Here is a 16,343-nt window from a genome sequence, read left to right as displayed (position 1 = left end):
GACCGCCCATGTTCAACTGGATCGTTCGCATCAGCCTGCACAACCGGCCCTTCGTGCTGGTGTTCGCCGCGCTGCTGATGGCCTATGGCGCGTTCACCGCCACCCGCACGCCGGTGGACGTGTTCCCCGACCTCAACAAGCCGGTGGTCACGGTGATGACCGAGGCCGGCGGCATGGCGCCGCAGGAGGTGGAGCAGCTGGTCACCTACCCGCTGGAGACGGCGCTCAACGGCATGCCGGGGGTGACGCGCGTGCGCTCCACGTCCGGCGTCGGCCTGTCCATCCTTTACGCGGAGTTCGACTGGGGCACGGACATCTACCTCAACCGACAGCTGGTCTCGGAACGCCTAACCCTGGTGCGCGAGCAGCTGCCCGCGGGCGTGAGCCCGGCGATGGGGCCGGTGTCGTCCCTGATGGGCGAGATCCTGCTGCTGGCGCTGCCGCTGGACGCCGCGCAGGGGGCCACGCCCATGCAGGCGCGCGAGTACGCGGATTTCGTGCTGAGGCCGCGTCTGCTGTCGGTGCCGGGGGTCTCGCAGGTCGTCCCCATCGGCGGCGAGGTGCGCCAGCTGCGCGTGGAGCCCGACACCGCCCGCATGGCGCAGCTCGGCGTGACGCTGTCGCAGGTGCAGGCGGCGCTGGAAGGCTTTGCGTCCAATGCCGGTGGGGGCTTCGTCGACCTGAACAACCGCGAGTACCTCATCCGGCACATCGGCAAGACCAGCCGGGTGGAGGACCTGCAGGGCGTGGCCGTGGCCTGGAAGGACGGCCGGGCGGTCACGCTGGAGCAGGTGGCCAGCGTGCGCTTCGCCGCGGCGCAGAAGCGCGGCGAGGCCGGCTACGGCGGCGCGCCGGCGGTGGTGCTCAGCGTGCAGAAGCAGCCCAATGCCGACACGGTGCGTGTCACGCGCCAGGTCGAGCAGGCGCTCGCCGAGCTCGCCAAGGGGCGGCCGGCCGGCCTGAGCGAACCGCAGGTGCTGTTCCGACAGGGGGATTTCATCCTCGCGTCGGTCAGCAACGTGACCGAGGCCCTGCGCGACGGCGCGGTCATGGTGGCGATCGTGCTGTTCGCGTTCCTGCTGTCGGCGCGCACCACGCTCATCTCGCTGCTCGCCATTCCGCTGTCGCTGGCGGTCACGGCGCTGGTCTTCCGCTGGCTCGACCAGTCCATCAACGTCATGACGCTGGGCGGCCTGGCCATCGCCATCGGCGAGCTCGTGGACGACGCCGTGGTGGACGTGGAGAACATCCTGCGGCGCCTGAAGCACAACGCCGCCCAGGGTCACCCGCTGCCGGTGCTGGAGGTGGTGCGCCAGGCCAGCGTGGAGGTGCGTTCCGGCATCGTCTACGCCACGGTCATCGTGGTGCTGGTGTTCGTGCCGCTGTTCGCGCTGCCGGGCATCGAAGGGCGGCTGTTCACGCCGTTGGGCATCGCCTACATCGTGTCCATCCTCGCGTCCATGGCGGTGTCGATGACGGTCACGCCGGTGCTGTCGTCGTACCTGCTGCCGCGCATGAAGCGGCTCGGCCACGGCGACAGCCCGCTGGTGCAGCGGCTGAAGGCCTGGGACACCCGCGTGCTCGCCTGGTCGTTCCGCCACGCGCGCCCGCTGATGGGAGGGGCCGTGCTCGCGGTGGGGGTGGCGGCGTCGTCGGTGCCGTTCTTCCCGCGCGCCTTCCTGCCCGCCTTCAACGAAGGCTCGCTGGTGGTCGGCATGCTGTTCAACCCCGGCACCTCGCTGGACGAGTCCAACCGCATGGGGGCACTGGCCGAGCGGCTGCTGCAGGAGGTGCCGGAGGTGCGGCAGGTGGGCCGGCGCACCGGCCGTGCCGAACTGGACGAACACGCGGAAGGGGTGCATTCCACCGAGGTGGAGGTGGATCTGGCGCCCTCCGAACGCCCGCGCGAGGCCGTGCTGGCCGACATCCGCCAGCACCTGGCGGTGCTGCCCGCGCAGGTGTCGGTGGGCCAGCCCATCTCGCACCGGCTGGACCACCTGCTGTCGGGCGTGCGGGCGCAGATCGCGGTGAAGATCTTCGGCGACGACACCGACACCCTGCGCGGCCTGGCCGAGCAGGTGCGCCAGGGCATGGCCACCATCCCCGGCATCGTCGACCTGACGGTGGAGAAGCAGGTGCTGATCCCGCAGGTCACCGTGCGCCTGGACCATCGTCGTGCCGCCCAGGTGGGGCTGGCGCCGGGCGAGGCCATCCGTGTGCTGCAGGCGCTCACCGACGGCGCCCATGGGGCGCAGATCGTGGACGGCACGCGCCGCTACGACCTGGTGCTGCGCCTGCCCGATACCGCCCGTGGCCCGCAGGACCTGGCGCGCACGCTGATCGACACGCCCGCGGGGCGCCTGCCGCTGTCGTCGATCGCCACGGTGGAGGAGTCCGACGGGCCGAACCAGATCGGCCGCGAGAACGGACGCCGCCGCATCGTCGTCTACGCCAACACCGACGGCTCGGACATGGGGCAGATCATCGAGGACCTGCGGCGCAGCGTGGACCGCACCGCGCTGCCCGCCGGCACCTTCATCACCCTGGAGGGCCAGTTCCAGGCCCAGGAGGACGCGACCCGGCTGATCGCCGCGCTGTCGGTGCTGTCGCTGGGCATGGTGTTCCTGGTGCTGTACTCGCGCTACCGCTCGGCCGTGCTGGCGGGCATGATCATGGCGAACATCCCGCTCGCGCTCATCGGCAGCGTGGTGGCCATGTGGCTGGCCGGCGTGACGCTCTCCGTGGCCTCCATGGTGGGTTTCATCACGCTGGCCGGCATCGCGGCACGCAACGGCATCCTGAAGATCAGCCACTACATCAACCTGTGCCAGTTCGAGGGCGAGCGCTTCGGCGAGGCGATGGTGGTGCGGGGCTCGCTGGAGCGGCTCACGCCCGTGCTCATGACGGCGCTGACGGCCGCGTTCGCGCTGACGCCGCTGCTGCTGGCGGCCGACGCGCCGGGCAAGGAGATCCTGCACCCGGTGGCCGTGGTGATCTTCGGCGGGCTGGTCAGCTCCACGCTGCTGGACACGCTGCTGACGCCGGTGCTCTACCTGCAGTTCGGCCGCCGGGCCACCGAGCGCCTGCTGGCATCCACCGGCGCGGCGGCCCCGGCCGACGCCGTGCCACCCGCCCGCGAGGCGTTCTGAGGTCGGCCCGCGCCGATCCTGTCCCTCCCTTCATCCCACGGAGACCCCCATGAAGCAGCTGTCCATCACCCTCGCGGCCGCGTGCACGGCCCTGTCGCTGTCCCTGTCCCTGTCCCTGTGCTTGCCGGCCCGGGCGCATGGCGACGCCAAGCCGATGCACGGTGGCATCGTGCAGACGGCGGCCGACCTGCAGTACGAGCTGGTGCCGCAGCCCCAGGGCGCCGCCCTCTACGTGGTCGACCACGGCCAGCCGGCCGATGCCACCCGCCTGGGCGGCAAGCTCACCGTCCTGAACGGCACGGCCAGGTCGGAGGCCCCGCTCAAGCCGGCGGGCGGCAACAAGCTGGAAGCCACCGGCATCACCGTGGGCCCCGGCGCCAAGGTGGTGGCCAGTGTCCAGGGCGCGGACGGCAGGACCACCAGCGTGCGCTTCACCGTGCGGTGACGGGCGCGGCGCTGCGTGCAGCCGGCCAGGGCGCCGCCGGCGCTGCCGGCTCCGGCGGCGGCATCACGCGCGTCAGGAACTCATCGCGCGAGGCGGCTCCGAACCAGGGGTGCCAGCGCCGCAGCTCCAGCACCGTGCCCACCGCCCGGCCGGCGGCGGCATGGCCATGGAACAGCAGCGTTTCGTCCGGCAGCGGCAGCAGCTGGCGGGTGACGCTGTCCCACAGCGCCTCGGGCAGCGCGGGGCTCGGCTGGTGCGGGCAGTCCGCGCCCTGCACGAGGCCGCCGCAGAACAGCCGGTCGCGCCAGCGGAAGCTCAGGCAGTGCGCCGTGTGGCCGGGGGTGGCCAGCACGTGCAGGTGCTCGCTGCCGACGACCACGCACCCCCCGGGTGGCGCCTGCGCGCCGACCACCGGTGCCCCGAGCTGGGCGAGCGCCGTGCGCTCCCGTTGCGGCAGCTGCGCGTCGTGCTCGTGCGTGCGCAGCACCCCGCGCAGGCGCAGGCGCTGTTCGGCCAGCATCGCCAGCAGCAGCGGCACGTCGCCCCCCCGGGGGTCGATGACCACCGCCTCACCGGCGTCCAGGTCGCCCAGCAGGTAGCTCACGCTGCCGCAGCGGTCGTCGTGGAGGAGGCGGAAGTACATGGTGGGTCCTGGCAGCGGAGGCTGGGTACACCAGGGGGTATCAAGTCGCGTGCCAGCCGTGTGGTGCGCGTGGGCACCGGGCGCCCCGGGCGCGCGCCCGCGGGTGCGGCCCCCCGGTGCGCTGCCATGGGCTACAGTGCATGCCACCCACTGCCAGTGCTGTCAGTCGTGCCCCCTCCCGCCGTGCCTCCCGAGGCGTCCCCGCCCGCGCCGGTGCTGCCCGAGCTGGTGGCCTTCCTGGACGGGCTGCCCGAGCCCCACATCCTGGTGGACGAGCACTACCGCGTCGTGGCCGCCAACCCGGCCTACCGGGCGCAGTTCGGGCGCCAGGCGCCGGTGATCGGCCGGCGCTGCCACGAGGTGTCCCACGGCATCGCGGTGCCCTGCGACCAGGCCGGCGAGAGCTGCCCCATGGCGCACTCGCGCCAGAGCGGGCAGCGCGAGCGCGTGCTGCACCTGCACCACACGCCCGGTGGCGAGGCCTACGTGAACATCGAGCTCACGCCGCTGTCCGACGCGTCCGGGCACCGGGCCTGGTTCGTCGAGAAGATGGAGCCGCTGCGCGTGGCCGCCAGCGAGGAGCGGGCGCACGGGCTGATCGGGCGCTCGCCGGCGTTCCAGCAGATGCTGGCGCTGGTGGCGCGGGTGGGGCCGTCACCGGCCAGCGTGCTGCTGCTGGGCGAATCCGGCACCGGCAAGGAGCTGGTGGCGCGGGCCGTGCATGACGCCAGCCCGCGCGCGGCCCGGCCGCTGGTGGTGGTGGATTGCGCCAGCCTGCCCGACACGCTGTTCGAGAGCGAGCTGTTCGGCCATGAGAGGGGCGCCTACACCGGGGCGCACGCCGCCCGGCCGGGGCTGGTGGAGGCGGCCAGCGGCGGCACGCTGTTCCTGGACGAGGTGGGCGACATCCCGCTGCCCATGCAGGTGAAGCTGCTGCGGCTGCTGGAAAGCGGCACCTACCGCCGCGTGGGCAGCACCGAGCTGCGCCGGGCCGATGTGCGGGTGGTGTCCGCCACGCACCGCGACCTGGCGGCGATGGTGGCCGATGGCCGCTTCCGCGAAGACCTGTACTACCGGCTGAGCACCTTTCCGATCCGCCTGCCGCCGCTGCGCGAGCGGCCGGAGGACATCCCGGTGCTGGCGCGCTCACTGCTCGCCCGCGTGGCGCCGGGCCGCACGCTGGCGCTCAGTGCGCAGGCCCTCGCCCGCCTGCAAGGCCACCCCTTCCGCGGCAACGTGCGCGAGCTGCGCAACGTGCTCGAGCGCGCCTCGCTGCTGTGCGACGGCGACACGGTGGACGCGGCCACGCTGGACCGCGCGCTGGCGGTCGCCTCGCCCCACCTGCCGCCCGCGGCGGCCGGCGTGCCACCCGCCTCGCTCAAGCAGGCCGAGGCGCAGGCCCTGCGCGACGCCTTGCGGCGCCACCATGGCAGCCGTGACGCGCTGGCCGCCGAGCTGGGGATCAGCGTGCGCACGCTCTACCGCAAGCTGCGCGCCCTGGGCGAGGCGGGCTGAGCGGGTCAGCGCAGCCAGCCCGCCACGCGCGCCACCATCAGGGCGGCCATGCCCAGGGTGGTGACGGCGAAGGCCCGGCGCAGCGCAGGGGCGGGCAGCCGCCGCCCGAGCCGCCGTCCGCCCAGCATGCCCAGCACGGCGCCCGCCGCGAACGGGGCCGCTGTCGCCGCGTCCAGCCCGCCTTGCCAGGCGGCGGCCGCCAGGCCGCTGGCGGCCACCAGGGCGATCACCATCAGCGAGGTCGCCTGGATCGCAGCCACGTCCAGGTTGCTGCGGCGCTCCAGGGCCGGGACGATGACGAAGCCGCCTCCCACCCCGAGCAGGCCGCTGAGCAGGCCGGTGACACCGCCGATGCCGGCCAGCTCGGCCGCGCAGCGCGGGGTCCAGGTGAGCCGGCGGGCGCCCGGGGCGCGCAGGCAGGCCACCGAACCCGCGGGCCGTTCGACCGTCGCCGGACGCAGCATGCGCCAGGCGTTGAGCAGCAGGAAGGCGGCGAAGCCCAGCATCAGCGGGCCGGGCGGCAGGCGCTTGGCCAGCCACACGCCGGCCGGGGCCATCGCCATGCCGGCGCCGCCGATGACCATGGCGGCCCGGTAGCGCACCACGCCTTCGTGCAGGCCGAGGCCCGTGGCCAGCCAGGCGGCCATGGCCACGGCCACCAGCGACATGGGGCCGGCCTGCGCCACGCCCAGCCCCGCGCCCAGCACCAGCAGGGGTACCGCGATGGCGCCGCCGCCGGCGCCGGTGAGGCCCAGCACCGCGCCCACCACGGCGCCCAGGCCGCCGATGTGCAGCGCATGCAGCGCCAGGGCATCCGCGCCGGCGGCCATCAGACGGCGTCCAGCGGGATCTTGAGGTAGCGCCGGCCGTTGGCTTCCGGGGGCGGCCAGTGCCCGGCGCGCATGTTCACCTGCACCGACGGCCACAGCAGCACGGGCATGGCGAGCGTGGCGTCGCGCGCCTGGCGCATCGCCACGAAGCTGGACTCGGCCACGCCTTCGTGCACGTGGATGTTGGCCTGCCGCTGCTCGGCCACCGTGCACGACGCGCGCGGCGGCTGGCCGGCGGCCGGGTAGTCGTGGCACAGGTACAGGCGCGCGGCGGGCGGCAGGGCCAGCAGGCGCTGGACCGAGCGGTACAGCGTGGCGGCGTCCCCACCGGGGAAGTCGCAGCGTGCGGTGCCGTGGTCGGGCCGGAACAGCGTGTCGCCGACGAATACCGCCGGGGCCGGGCCGTCGCCCACGACGTAGGCCGTGCAGGCGGGCGTGTGCCCGGGCGTGTGCATCACGCGCACGGGCAGCTCGCCGATGTGGAACACCTCACCGTCCTCGAACAGGCGGTCGAAGGCGCTGCCGTCCGGACGGAAGCCCGGCTCCGCGTGGAGCAGCGCGCCGAAGGTCCGCTGCACGGCGGTGATGCGGCTGCCGATGCCCACCTGGCCGCCGAGCGCCTGCTGCAGGTGGGGCGCGGCCGAGAGGTGGTCGGCGTGCACGTGGGTCTCCAGCACCCATTGCACGGTGGCACCGAGCTCGCGCACCCGCGCGATGACGCGGTCGACGCTGCGCGTGGCGGTGCGGCCGGACCTGGGATCGAAGTCCAGCACGCTGTCGACGACCGCACAGGCGCGCGTGGCCGGGTCGAGCACCAGGTGGGTGAAGGTGCCGGTGTCGGGGTCGTGGAAGGACTCGACCAGGGCCCGGGGCGGGGCGACGGTCATCGCCTCAGCCCCCCTGCCGCACCGGCAGGCCATGCGCCGCCCAGGCGCCGATGCCGCCGGCCAGGTTGGCTACCTGGGTGTAGCCATGGTGGGCCAGGAACTGCATGGCCTGGAAGCTGCGGCCGCCCGCGGCGTAGGCCATCACCAGGGGCTGGTCACGCGGCAGTTCGGCGAAGCGGCGCTGGAACTCGCTCAGCGGCAGTGCCAGGCAGCGCGGGTGGTCGAACGCCAGGCGCTGCACCTCGTGCGGCTCGCGCACGTCGACCAGCCAGGCGCCGTGTGCCAGGGCGTCGGCACAGGCCGCCGGGGCAAGCTGCGGGGAAGGAAGGTTCATGCGGGCTCCGTGGACACGACGCAGGCAGGCGCGCCGCGCGAAAGTATTTGCTTTGTTGCGCAAACAGTCAATATGATGCGGCCCACCGAACCAGGTGGCGTGAGGCATGATGACGAACGCCCGCTCCCCTCTGCCCGTGTCCATGCAAGGCCTTCCTCCCGAGGCGCTCGTCCAGGTGGCAGCCCACTTCCAGGCGCTGTCCGAGCCGACCCGCCTGCAGATCCTGAACCTGCTGCGTGACGGCGAGCGCAACGTGGGCGACCTGGCCCAGGCCACGGGCACCACGTCCGCCAACGTGTCGCGCCACCTGTCGCTGCTGATGCAGCGGGGACTGGTCGAGCGCGAGGGCCGCGGCACGGCGGTGTACTACCGCATCGCCGACGCGTCCGTGTACGCGCTGTGCGACCTGGTCTGCGGCCACATCGCCCGCCAGTTGGCGCGCCAGGCGCAGCAGCGACAGGCCTTCACGCGTCCGGCGCGCCCCCCGCGCGCCTCCCGCACGCCCCGCGGGGTGCGCGGATGATGCGGCCGCCGAGGGCGTCGTCCGCGCGGGCGCGCCGGTGCGCGTCCTGGCGCCGCCGCACGCTCGCCGGGCTGCGCGCCGGCCTGCTGGCCAGCCTGCTGGGCGCCGTACCCGCCGCCTGGTCGGCCGAGGAGGCCGGTGCGGGCGGGGGCATGGCCGATCGCGTGCGGGCCTGCGCGGCCTGCCATGGCCCGCAGGGCCGCGCCACCCCGGGCGGCTACTTCCCCCGCATCGCCGGCAAACCGGCCGGCTACCTGTACCACCAGCTGCTGCACTTCCAGGCGGGCCGGCGGCACAACGAGGCAATGCAGCACCTGCTGCAGCACCTGTCGAGCGCCTACCTGCAGGAGATCGCCGGGCACTTCGCGTCGCTGGACCTGCCATACCCGCCGGCCGCGCCGGACCGCCTGACGCCGCCGGAGCGGGCCCGCGCCGAGCGACTCGTCCACCACGGCGCGCCGGAGCGGGAGCTGCCCGCCTGCGCCAGCTGCCACGGGCAGGCGCTGGCGGGCACGCTGCCGGCCACCCCGGGCCTCACCGGCCTGTCGGCGGATTACCTCATCGGCCAGCTGGGGGCGTGGCGCACCGGCCAGCGCCGTGCGCACGCGCCGGACTGCATGGCCGAGGTGGCCCGCCGCCTGAGCGCGGAGGAAGTGGGCCTGGTGGCGCGCTGGCTGGCCGCCCGCCCGCCCACGCCCGGCGCGCGGCCCGCACCGGCCCCTGCCGCTGCGCTGCCGCTGCGGTGCGGCAGCGCCTCGCCATGACGGCGTCGCGTGCCGAATGGCGCCGCTCGCGTGCCGGCCGCGTGGTGGCGGTGCTGGCCGGCCTGGGTGTGCTCGGCATGGTGGCGGGTGCGTGGGTGGCCGCGCTCAACGTGCGCGGCGAGACGCCCTTGCGCCCCGAGGCGCCGCGGGCACCCGCCAGCGCGGACCAGGTGGCGCAGGGGGCCTACCTCGCCCGGGTGGGCAACTGCATCGGCTGCCACACTGCGCCCGGCGGCGCGCTGCTGGCGGGTGGCCGGGGCGTCACCACCCCGTTCGGCACGGTGTTCGCGCCCAACCTCACCCCCGACCCCGTCACGGGCCTGGGCGCCTGGACGGCGGACGAGTTCTGGCGCGCGCTGCACCATGGCCGCTCGCGCGACGGGCGGCTGCTGTACCCGGCGTTCCCCTACCCGCAGTTCACGCAGGTCACGCGCGAGGACGCGGACGCCCTGCTGGCCTACCTGCGCAGCGTGCCCGCCGTCGTGCAGCCCCACCGGCCGCATGCCCTGCGCTTTCCCTATGGCACCCAGGCCGCGCTGGCCGTGTGGCGGGCGCTGTACTTCCGGCCGGCGCCGCCGGCCACCGCGGTGCCGCGCGGCGACGCGCAGGCGGACCGCGGCCGCTACCTGGTCGAGGGCCTGGCCCACTGCGCCGCCTGCCACTCCCCGCGCGACCGGCTGGGCGGCGTGCGCGAGGACAGCGCCTGGCTGGGTGGCGCCATGCCCGGCCAGGCATGGCATGCGCCGTCGCTGGCCGACCCGCGCGAGGCCGGTGTGCAGCGCTGGCCGGCCGAGACCACTGCCCGACTGCTGCGCGACGGCACGGTGCCCGGCGCCTCGGTGTCCGGGCCGATGGCCGAGGTGGTGTTCGCGAGCACGCAGCACCTGAGCCCGGCGGACGCGCTGGCCATGGCGCGCTACCTCGCCTCGCTGCCGGAGCGTGCGGCCGCCCGGCCGCCCGTGGCGCCGGCGCCGGCCGCCCAGCGCGAGCTGGGCCAGCGGCTGTACACGCGGCACTGTGCGGACTGCCATGGCGAGCGGGGCGAGGGCCAGCCCGGCCGGTTCCCCGCGCTGGCGGGCAACCGCGCGGTCACCCTGGCCGCGCCGCAGAACGTGCTGCAGATGATCCGGCACGGGGGGTTCGCCCCGGCCACCGCGGGGCACCCGCGCCCGCACGGCATGCCACCGTTCGCCCACGTGCTCGACGCGCAGGAGCAGGCGGCCGTGGCCACCTACATCCGGCAGGCCTGGGGCGAGCCGGCGCCGGCGGTCGGCGCGCTGGAGGTGCTGCGCCTGCCCTGAGCGCCGCGGCCGGGCCGCCCGGGTCGCCCTCAGGGTGCCAGCCCGTCAGCGCAGCGCGTCGAGCCGGGTGACGGTGATGAAGCCGTTCAGCCGCTCGGCGCTGAAGCGCACCTTGTCGCCGTCCTGCACGCGGTCGAGCATGGCCGGGTCGGCCACGCGGAACACCATGGTCATGGCCGGCATGGACAGGTTGGCGATCGGGCCGTGCTTGAGGGTGAGCTTGCCCTGCGCCTTGTCCACGCGGCGCACCTCGCCCTCGGCCAGCTCGGCAGCCGCCGGCGCGGCGGCCACCGCGTGGTTGTGGTCGTGGGCGTCGGCCGCGCGTGCCGGGCCGGCCAGCCAGGGGGCCGCCGCCAGGGTGAGCAGGGCCGCGGCGGCCAGGTGCCAGCGCGGGGTGGCGAGGGAATGGGCGCGAAGGTGGGTCATTGTGGAGTCGTGCGGTGTTCAGGGCTGGTGACAGCCGTTGGAGCCTGCCGCCGGTGCAGAGTTCAACGCCCCGGCGGGCGTGCCCGAGGCCAGGGTGTCGATGATCGGGCAGTCCGGGCGGTCGTCGCCATGGCAGCACTGCACCAGGTGGGCCAGCGTGGCCTTCATGGCCTGCAGCTCGGCCAGCTTGCTGTCGAGCTCGGCGATGTGGGCCTCGGCCAGCGCCTTCACCTGCCGGCTCGGGCGTCGGCGGTTGTGCCACAGGCCGAGCAGCTCGCGGATCTGCTCCAGCGAGAAGCCCAGGTCGCGTGACTGTCGGATGAAGCGCAGCGTGGCCAGGTCCTTGTCGTCGTACTGGCGGTAGCCCGCGTCGGTGCGGCGGGCTTCGGGCAGCAGGCCGACGCTCTCGTAGTGGCGGATCATCTTCGCCGAGACCTGGGTGGCCTTGGCGGCCTGTCCGATGTTCATCATGGCGGTTGCCTCGTTCGGTGCCTGGTCGAGCGCCGGGTTCAGTGGGAGCCCGGGCGCCAGCGGCGCAGGGTGAGGGCGTTGGCGACGACGCTGACGCTGCTGAAGGCCATGGCCGCGCCGGCGATCACCGGGCTCAGCAGGCCGGCGGCGGCCAGGGGAATGCCCAGCACGTTGTAGCCGAAGGCCCACCACAGGTTCTGGCGGATCTTGCGCCAGGTGCGGCGCGAGACATCCACCGCCTCCGGCACCAGCCGGGGATCGCCACGCATCAGGGTGATGCCGGCGGTCTCCATCGCCACGTCGGTGCCGGTGGACATGGCCATGCCGACGTCGGCGGCCGCCAGGGCCGGGGCGTCGTTGATGCCGTCGCCCACCATGGCCACCACGCCGCCCGGCCCGCGCAGCGCCTGCACCGCCGCGGCCTTGTCGCCGGGCAGCACCTGGGCGCGCACCTCGTCGATGCCCAGCGCGCGGGCCACGGCCTGGGCACTGCCGGCGTTGTCGCCGGTGAGCATGACGGTGCGGATGCCCAGTGCCTTGAGACGGGCCACCGCCTCGGCGGCGGAGGGCTTGAGCGTGTCGCCGAACGCCAGCAGGCCCAGCACGCGCGCCGCGCCCGCCGGATCGTCGGTGCGCTCGATGAGCCACGAGACCGTGCGGCCCTCGCCCTCCAGCCGCTCCGCCTCCGCCGCCAGCGCTCCCGCGTCGGCCTGCCATTCGGCCAGCAGACGGCTGCTGCCGACGGCCAGCGACCGCTGTTCCACGCGGGCCTGTACGCCACGGCCCGGCAGGGCCTGGGCGTCCTCGGCCGCGGGCAGCGCCAGGCCCGCCGCCGCCGCGCGGTCGATCACGGCTTGCGCCAACGGGTGCTCGCTGGCCTGTTGCACACCGCCGGCCAGGCGCAGCAACTCGGCCTCGGCGATGCCCTCGCCGGGCAGCGCGGCCACCAGCGACGGCTGGCCGGCCGTCAGCGTGCCGGTCTTGTCGAAGGCCACGGTGCGCACCGCATGGGCCAGCTCCAGCGCCTGGGCGTCCTTGATGAGGATGCCGTGGCGTGCCGCCACGCCGGTGCCCGCCATGATGGCGGTGGGCGTGGCCAGGCCCAGGGCGCAGGGGCAGGCGATCACCAGCACGGCCACGGCATTGACGAGCGCCTGCTCGGCGTCGCCCGCGGCCAGCAGCCAGCCGCCGAAGGTGAGGGTGGCGATGGCCAGCACCACCGGCACGAACACCGCGCTCACCCGGTCCACCAGGCGCTGGATGGGCGCCTTGGCGGCCTGCGCGGATTCCACGAGGCGGATGATGCGCGCCAGTGTCGTCTCGGTGCCGACGGCGCGCGTGCGCAGGCGCAGCCGGCCCTCCTTGTTGATCGCGCCCCCGGTGACGCGGTCGCCCACCGCCTTGGCCACCGGCAGGCTCTCGCCGGTGATGAGCGACTCGTCCACGTGGCTGCGGCCGTCCGTCACCTCGCCGTCCACGGGCACCCGTTCGCCGGGGCGCACGACCACCTCGTCGCCCACGCGCACCTGCTCCACCGGGAGCTCCTGTTCCTGGCCGTCGCGCCACACGCGGGCGGTGGCGGGCCGCAGCGCATTGAGCGCGCGGATCGCATCGGCCGTCTGCCGCTTGGCGCGCTGCTCCAGCCACTTGCCCAGCAGCACCAGCGTGATGACCGTGGCCGAGCTCTCGAAGTACAGGTGCGGCATGGCGTCGCCGCCGTGGCGCCACCACAGGAAGACGGACAGCCCGTAGGCGGCGCTGGTGCCCAGCGCCACCAGCAGGTCCATGTTGCCGCTGCCGGCACGCGCGGCCTTCCAGCCCGCGCGGTAGAAGCGGGCCCCGAAGACGAACTGCACCGGCGTGGCGAGCAGCCATTGCCACCACGCGGGCAGCATGAGGTGGCGCCCGGTGAGGTCCAGCAGCATGGGCACCACCAGCGGCAGGGTGAGCAGGGCGCTGGCGAGCACCGGCGCCCAGTCCGGCCAGCGCGGCGCCGGGCGGGCGGCGCTGGCGCCGTCGGCCGGCACCGGCAGCGCACGGTAGCCCGCGCGCGCCACCGCGGCCTGCAGGTCGGGCACCGCCACGCTGGCCACGCTGCGCACGCTGGCCCGTTCGGTGGCCAGGTTGACGCTGGCCTGCAGCACGCCCGGCACCTGGCGCAGCGCCTTTTCCACCCGGCCGACGCAGGAGGCGCAGGTCATGCCTTCGACCACCAGCTCGGTGGGCACGGTGGCCACCTCGTAGCCGGCCCGCTGCACGCTGGCCAGCAGGGCGGCGGTGTCCGGTGCGCCGGCGGTGGTGACCGTGGCTTCCTCGGTCGCCAGGTTGACGCTGGCGGCCGACACGCCCGGCGCGGCGCGCAGGGCTTTCTCGACACGTCCCACGCAGGAGGCGCAGGTCATGCCCGTGACGGGCAGTCGCAGGGTGGTGGCGGAGGTCATGGCGGAGCAAGGGAGGGCAGGTCAGGGCTGCGATGCTCATCCTTGCCATGATGGTAAGGTCAACGGCGCGGGACGATGTCCCTGCTTGCGTTGAGGTGGGTCAACCCCGGCCCCTTGTGCTTGCCATGGTGGGAAGGTTCAACATGGCGACATCGTTGCACCGCGTTCGCGCGCCTCACCGGAGATATCGATGCTCACCTTCGAAGTCAAGGACATGACCTGCGGCCATTGTGTCGGCGCCATCACGCAGGCGCTGCAGGCCGCCGACCCCGCCGCCCGGGTGGAGATCGACCTGGCCAGCCACCGGGTGCAGGTACAGCCCGCAGCGGCCGACGCCACCGCGCTGGCGCAGGCCATCGCGGACGCGGGCTACACGCCGGTGCCGGTGGCGGCGGTGGATGCGCCGCCCGCCAAGGCGGGCGGCTGCGGCGGCGGCTGCCGCTGCGGCTGAGCGCTCAGCGGTAGCTCTGCCAGACCCGCGCGCTGCCGTCGCGCAGCACCAGCAGCACGTCGTACGGGTCGCGCCGGGGGCCGTAGTCGGGGCCGTCCATGCCCGGCGAGCCGATGGGCATGCCTGGCACGGCCAGGCCCACGGCCGCGGGCCGTTCCTTGAGCAGCCGGCGGATGTCCGCGGCGGGCACGTGCCCTTCGACGGCGTAGCCGCCGATCAGCGCGGTGTGGCAGGAGCCGTACTTCACGGGCAGGCCCAGGCGCTGGCGCACGTCGGTGTTGCCGGTGTCGTGGGCCTTCACCTGGAAGCCGTGGGCCTCCAGGTGGCGGATCCAGTCGCCGCAGCAGCCGCAGCTGGGGCCCTTCCACACCTCCACGGCCGTGGCGGCGCCCGTGGCACGGGGCGTCGCGGCCGCCCAGACCGGCAGCAGGCCGGCGGCGGCGGCCAGCAGCAGCTGGCGGCGGTCGAGCGCACGGCGGCCGGTCGGGGTGGGATAGGCGAAGTCGGTCGTGTCCATGGCCGCGAGCTTACGGGCAGGGGGCCGGCCACGGTTGACTGGGGTCAAGACAGCCGGGCCGTCCCGACATAAGCTGCGCGCCACATGAGCCATGTTCCCGCCGACGGCCTTGCGGCCGCATCCCGCCCCCTGCTCAAGGCCCGCCGCATCGGCATCGAGACCTCGCAGGAGTTCGTCGTCTACATGCACCGCGACTGCCAGGTGTGCCGGGCCGAGGGCTTCGAGGCCCTGGCCCGGGTGCAGGTGCGCGCCGGTGACCGGTCCATCGTGGCCACCCTCAACGTGGTGGACCCGGGGCTGCTCAGCGTGGGCGAGGCGGGGCTGTCCAACAGCGCCTGGCGTGCGCTGGGCCTGCGATCGGGCGACGCGGTGACGGTGACGCATGCGCCGGCGCTCGATTCCATGAGCCCCGTGCGGGCCAAGATCTACGGCCACCGGCTGGAGGACGCGGACCTGCGCCACATCGTGGCGGACATCGCCGCCGGCCATTACCCCGACACCCACATCGCTGCCTTCCTGGCCGCCTGCGCGGGCGGGCGCATGGACGTGCAGGAGACCATCGGCCTGACGCGCGCCATGGTGGACGCCGGCGAGGTGATCGACTGGGGCCGCGAGGTGGTGGCGGACAAGCACTGCGTGGGCGGCCTGCCGGGCAACCGCACCACGCCCATCGTGGTGGCCATCGTCACCGCGGCCGGGCTGACCATGCCCAAGACCTCGTCGCGCGCCATCACCTCGCCCGCGGGCACCGCCGACGTGATGGAGACGCTCACCACCGTGGCGCTGGATGTGCCGGCCATGCGCCGCGTGGTCGAGCGCGAGGGCGGCTGCTTCGTGTGGGGGGGCGCGCTGTCGCTCAGCCCCGCCGACGACATGCTGATCCGCGTGGAGCGCCCGCTGGACCTGGACAGCGACGCGCAGCTCGTGGCGTCGGTGCTGTCGAAGAAGATCGCAGCGGGTGCCACGCACGCCGTGATCGACGTGCCCGTGGGCCCCACGGCCAAGGTGCGCACCGAGGCGGACTTCCGCTGCCTGGAATCCATGCTGGTGCAGGTGGCGGCCGTGTTCGGCCTGCACCTGAAGGTGATGCGCACCGTGGGCACCCAGCCCGTGGGCCATGGCATCGGCCCGGCGCTGGAGGCGCACGACGTGCTGGCGGTGCTGCGGGGCGCCCCGGACGCGCCGGCCGACCTGCGCCAGCGCGCCCTGGCACTGGCGGGCGTGCTGCTGGAGTTCTGCCAGCCCTCGCTGGCCGGGCGGGGCCTGGACGAGGCCACGCGCCTGCTCGACAGCGGGGCGGCCTGGGCGCGCTTCCAGGCCATCTGCGAGGCGCAGGGCGGCCTGCGCGAGCCGCCGGTGGCGCCGTGGCGCCACGTGGTGGCCGCCGAGGCCGCGGGCCGGGTGCAGGCCATCGACAGCCGGCTGCTGGCGCGCGTGGCCAAGCTCGCCGGGGCACCCGCATCGCCGGCCGCCGGGCTGGAGCTGCACGTGCGCCTGGGTGACCGGGTGCGCGTGGGGCAGCCGCTCATCACCGTGCACGCCGACGCGCCGGGCGAGCTGGCCTATGCGCTGCAGTACCTGGACGGCCACCCGCTGGTCGACCTGGCCGACGAGACCGTGGTGGGGGCCGTGGCATGACGCCCGGC

The 16,343-nt window shown here is 74.6% G+C and carries 16 protein-coding genes; 8 read left to right on the top strand and 8 right to left on the bottom strand.

Translation table 11 applies throughout. The features are described 5' to 3' along the window. The first annotated feature begins 8 nt into the window (after positions 1 to 8). Positions 9 to 3,149 (top strand): efflux RND transporter permease subunit, encoded by a 3,141-nt coding sequence (locus ACE3UN_RS00960; RefSeq protein WP_374673026.1) that lies wholly within the window; start codon positions 9 to 11, stop codon positions 3,147 to 3,149. Positions 3,150 to 3,198: 49 nt separating this feature from the next. Further along, positions 3,199 to 3,594, top strand: a complete 396-nt coding sequence (locus ACE3UN_RS00955; protein WP_374673025.1) for a hypothetical protein — start codon at positions 3,199 to 3,201, stop codon at positions 3,592 to 3,594. On the opposite strand, the gene ACE3UN_RS00950 is transcribed toward ACE3UN_RS00955, so the two are convergent. Further along, positions 3,581 to 4,237 (bottom strand): hypothetical protein, encoded by a 657-nt coding sequence (locus tag ACE3UN_RS00950; protein ID WP_374673024.1) that lies wholly within the window; start codon positions 4,235 to 4,237, stop codon positions 3,581 to 3,583. The two genes, ACE3UN_RS00955 and ACE3UN_RS00950, sit on opposite strands and share 14 nt — an antisense overlap. A 126-nt stretch (positions 4,238 to 4,363) precedes the next feature. Between ACE3UN_RS00950 and ACE3UN_RS00945 the strand changes: the two genes are divergently transcribed. Further along, positions 4,364 to 5,752, top strand: coding sequence for a sigma-54 interaction domain-containing protein (locus tag ACE3UN_RS00945; protein ID WP_374673023.1), 1,389 nt, complete (start codon positions 4,364 to 4,366; stop codon positions 5,750 to 5,752). Between the two features lie 5 nt (positions 5,753 to 5,757). Here ACE3UN_RS00945 and ACE3UN_RS00940 read toward each other — a convergent pair whose 3' ends face one another. Genes ACE3UN_RS00940 through ACE3UN_RS00930 form a run of 3 tightly spaced genes read right to left on the bottom strand, consistent with a single transcriptional unit; the run spans position 5,758 to position 7,803 of the window. Continuing rightward, positions 5,758 to 6,582 (bottom strand): TSUP family transporter, encoded by an 825-nt coding sequence (locus ACE3UN_RS00940; protein ID WP_374673022.1) that lies wholly within the window; start codon positions 6,580 to 6,582, stop codon positions 5,758 to 5,760. Next, a complete protein-coding gene (locus ACE3UN_RS00935) occupies positions 6,582 to 7,469 on the bottom strand; it encodes an MBL fold metallo-hydrolase (protein WP_374673021.1) in 888 nt (295 codons plus the stop codon). The genes ACE3UN_RS00940 and ACE3UN_RS00935 overlap by 1 nt, the downstream gene beginning before the upstream one ends. Before the next feature lie 4 nt (positions 7,470 to 7,473). Then, complete coding sequence (locus ACE3UN_RS00930; RefSeq protein ID WP_374673020.1) at positions 7,474 to 7,803, bottom strand: rhodanese-like domain-containing protein; 330 nt, start codon at positions 7,801 to 7,803, stop codon at positions 7,474 to 7,476. Positions 7,804 to 7,945: 142 nt separating this feature from the next. Between ACE3UN_RS00930 and ACE3UN_RS00925 the strand changes: the two genes are divergently transcribed. From ACE3UN_RS00925 to ACE3UN_RS00915, 3 genes are read left to right on the top strand one after another with little or no spacing between them, the layout of a single operon-like run. Beyond that, positions 7,946 to 8,326: an ArsR/SmtB family transcription factor gene (locus ACE3UN_RS00925; protein ID WP_374673019.1), complete on the top strand. Its 381-nt coding sequence runs from the start codon at positions 7,946 to 7,948 to the stop codon at positions 8,324 to 8,326. Continuing rightward, positions 8,326 to 9,090 carry a cytochrome c gene (locus ACE3UN_RS00920; RefSeq protein ID WP_374673018.1) on the top strand — a complete coding sequence of 255 codons (765 nt, stop codon included), beginning with the start codon at positions 8,326 to 8,328 and terminating at the stop codon, positions 9,088 to 9,090. Before ACE3UN_RS00925 ends, ACE3UN_RS00920 begins: the two co-directional genes overlap by 1 nt. Continuing rightward, positions 9,087 to 10,391, top strand: a complete 1,305-nt coding sequence (locus ACE3UN_RS00915; RefSeq protein WP_374673017.1) for a c-type cytochrome — start codon at positions 9,087 to 9,089, stop codon at positions 10,389 to 10,391. Before ACE3UN_RS00920 ends, ACE3UN_RS00915 begins: the two co-directional genes overlap by 4 nt. A gap of 45 nt (positions 10,392 to 10,436) precedes the next feature. Here ACE3UN_RS00915 and ACE3UN_RS00910 read toward each other — a convergent pair whose 3' ends face one another. Genes ACE3UN_RS00910 through ACE3UN_RS00900 form a run of 3 tightly spaced genes read right to left on the bottom strand, consistent with a single transcriptional unit; the run spans position 10,437 to position 13,729 of the window. Continuing rightward, positions 10,437 to 10,817 (bottom strand): copper-binding protein, encoded by a 381-nt coding sequence (locus tag ACE3UN_RS00910; RefSeq protein WP_374673016.1) that lies wholly within the window; start codon positions 10,815 to 10,817, stop codon positions 10,437 to 10,439. 18 nt (positions 10,818 to 10,835) lie between these two features. Continuing rightward, positions 10,836 to 11,285, bottom strand: a complete 450-nt coding sequence (gene cueR / locus ACE3UN_RS00905; protein WP_374673184.1) for a Cu(I)-responsive transcriptional regulator — start codon at positions 11,283 to 11,285, stop codon at positions 10,836 to 10,838. Between the two features lie 41 nt (positions 11,286 to 11,326). Further along, positions 11,327 to 13,729 (bottom strand): heavy metal translocating P-type ATPase, encoded by a 2,403-nt coding sequence (locus tag ACE3UN_RS00900; protein WP_374673015.1) that lies wholly within the window; start codon positions 13,727 to 13,729, stop codon positions 11,327 to 11,329. 190 nt (positions 13,730 to 13,919) lie between these two features. On the opposite strand from ACE3UN_RS00900, the gene ACE3UN_RS00895 reads away from it, so the two are divergent. Then, complete coding sequence (locus tag ACE3UN_RS00895) at positions 13,920 to 14,180, top strand: heavy-metal-associated domain-containing protein (protein ID WP_374673014.1); 261 nt, start codon at positions 13,920 to 13,922, stop codon at positions 14,178 to 14,180. 4 nt (positions 14,181 to 14,184) lie between these two features. Here ACE3UN_RS00895 and ACE3UN_RS00890 read toward each other — a convergent pair whose 3' ends face one another. Continuing rightward, a complete protein-coding gene (locus ACE3UN_RS00890) occupies positions 14,185 to 14,697 on the bottom strand; it encodes a DUF411 domain-containing protein (RefSeq protein WP_374673013.1) in 513 nt (170 codons plus the stop codon). Between the two features lie 84 nt (positions 14,698 to 14,781). Here ACE3UN_RS00890 and ACE3UN_RS00885 point away from each other — a divergent pair, with 84 nt between their 5' ends. After that, positions 14,782 to 16,335, top strand: a complete 1,554-nt coding sequence (locus tag ACE3UN_RS00885; RefSeq protein WP_374673012.1) for a thymidine phosphorylase family protein — start codon at positions 14,782 to 14,784, stop codon at positions 16,333 to 16,335. Positions 16,336 to 16,343: the final 8 nt, after the last annotated feature.

This window comes from Ideonella sp., from assembly GCF_041918995.1.
Classification (GTDB): domain Bacteria; phylum Pseudomonadota; class Gammaproteobacteria; order Burkholderiales; family Burkholderiaceae_C; genus Ideonella.
This window is presented reverse-complemented; position numbering and strand designations above follow the sequence as displayed.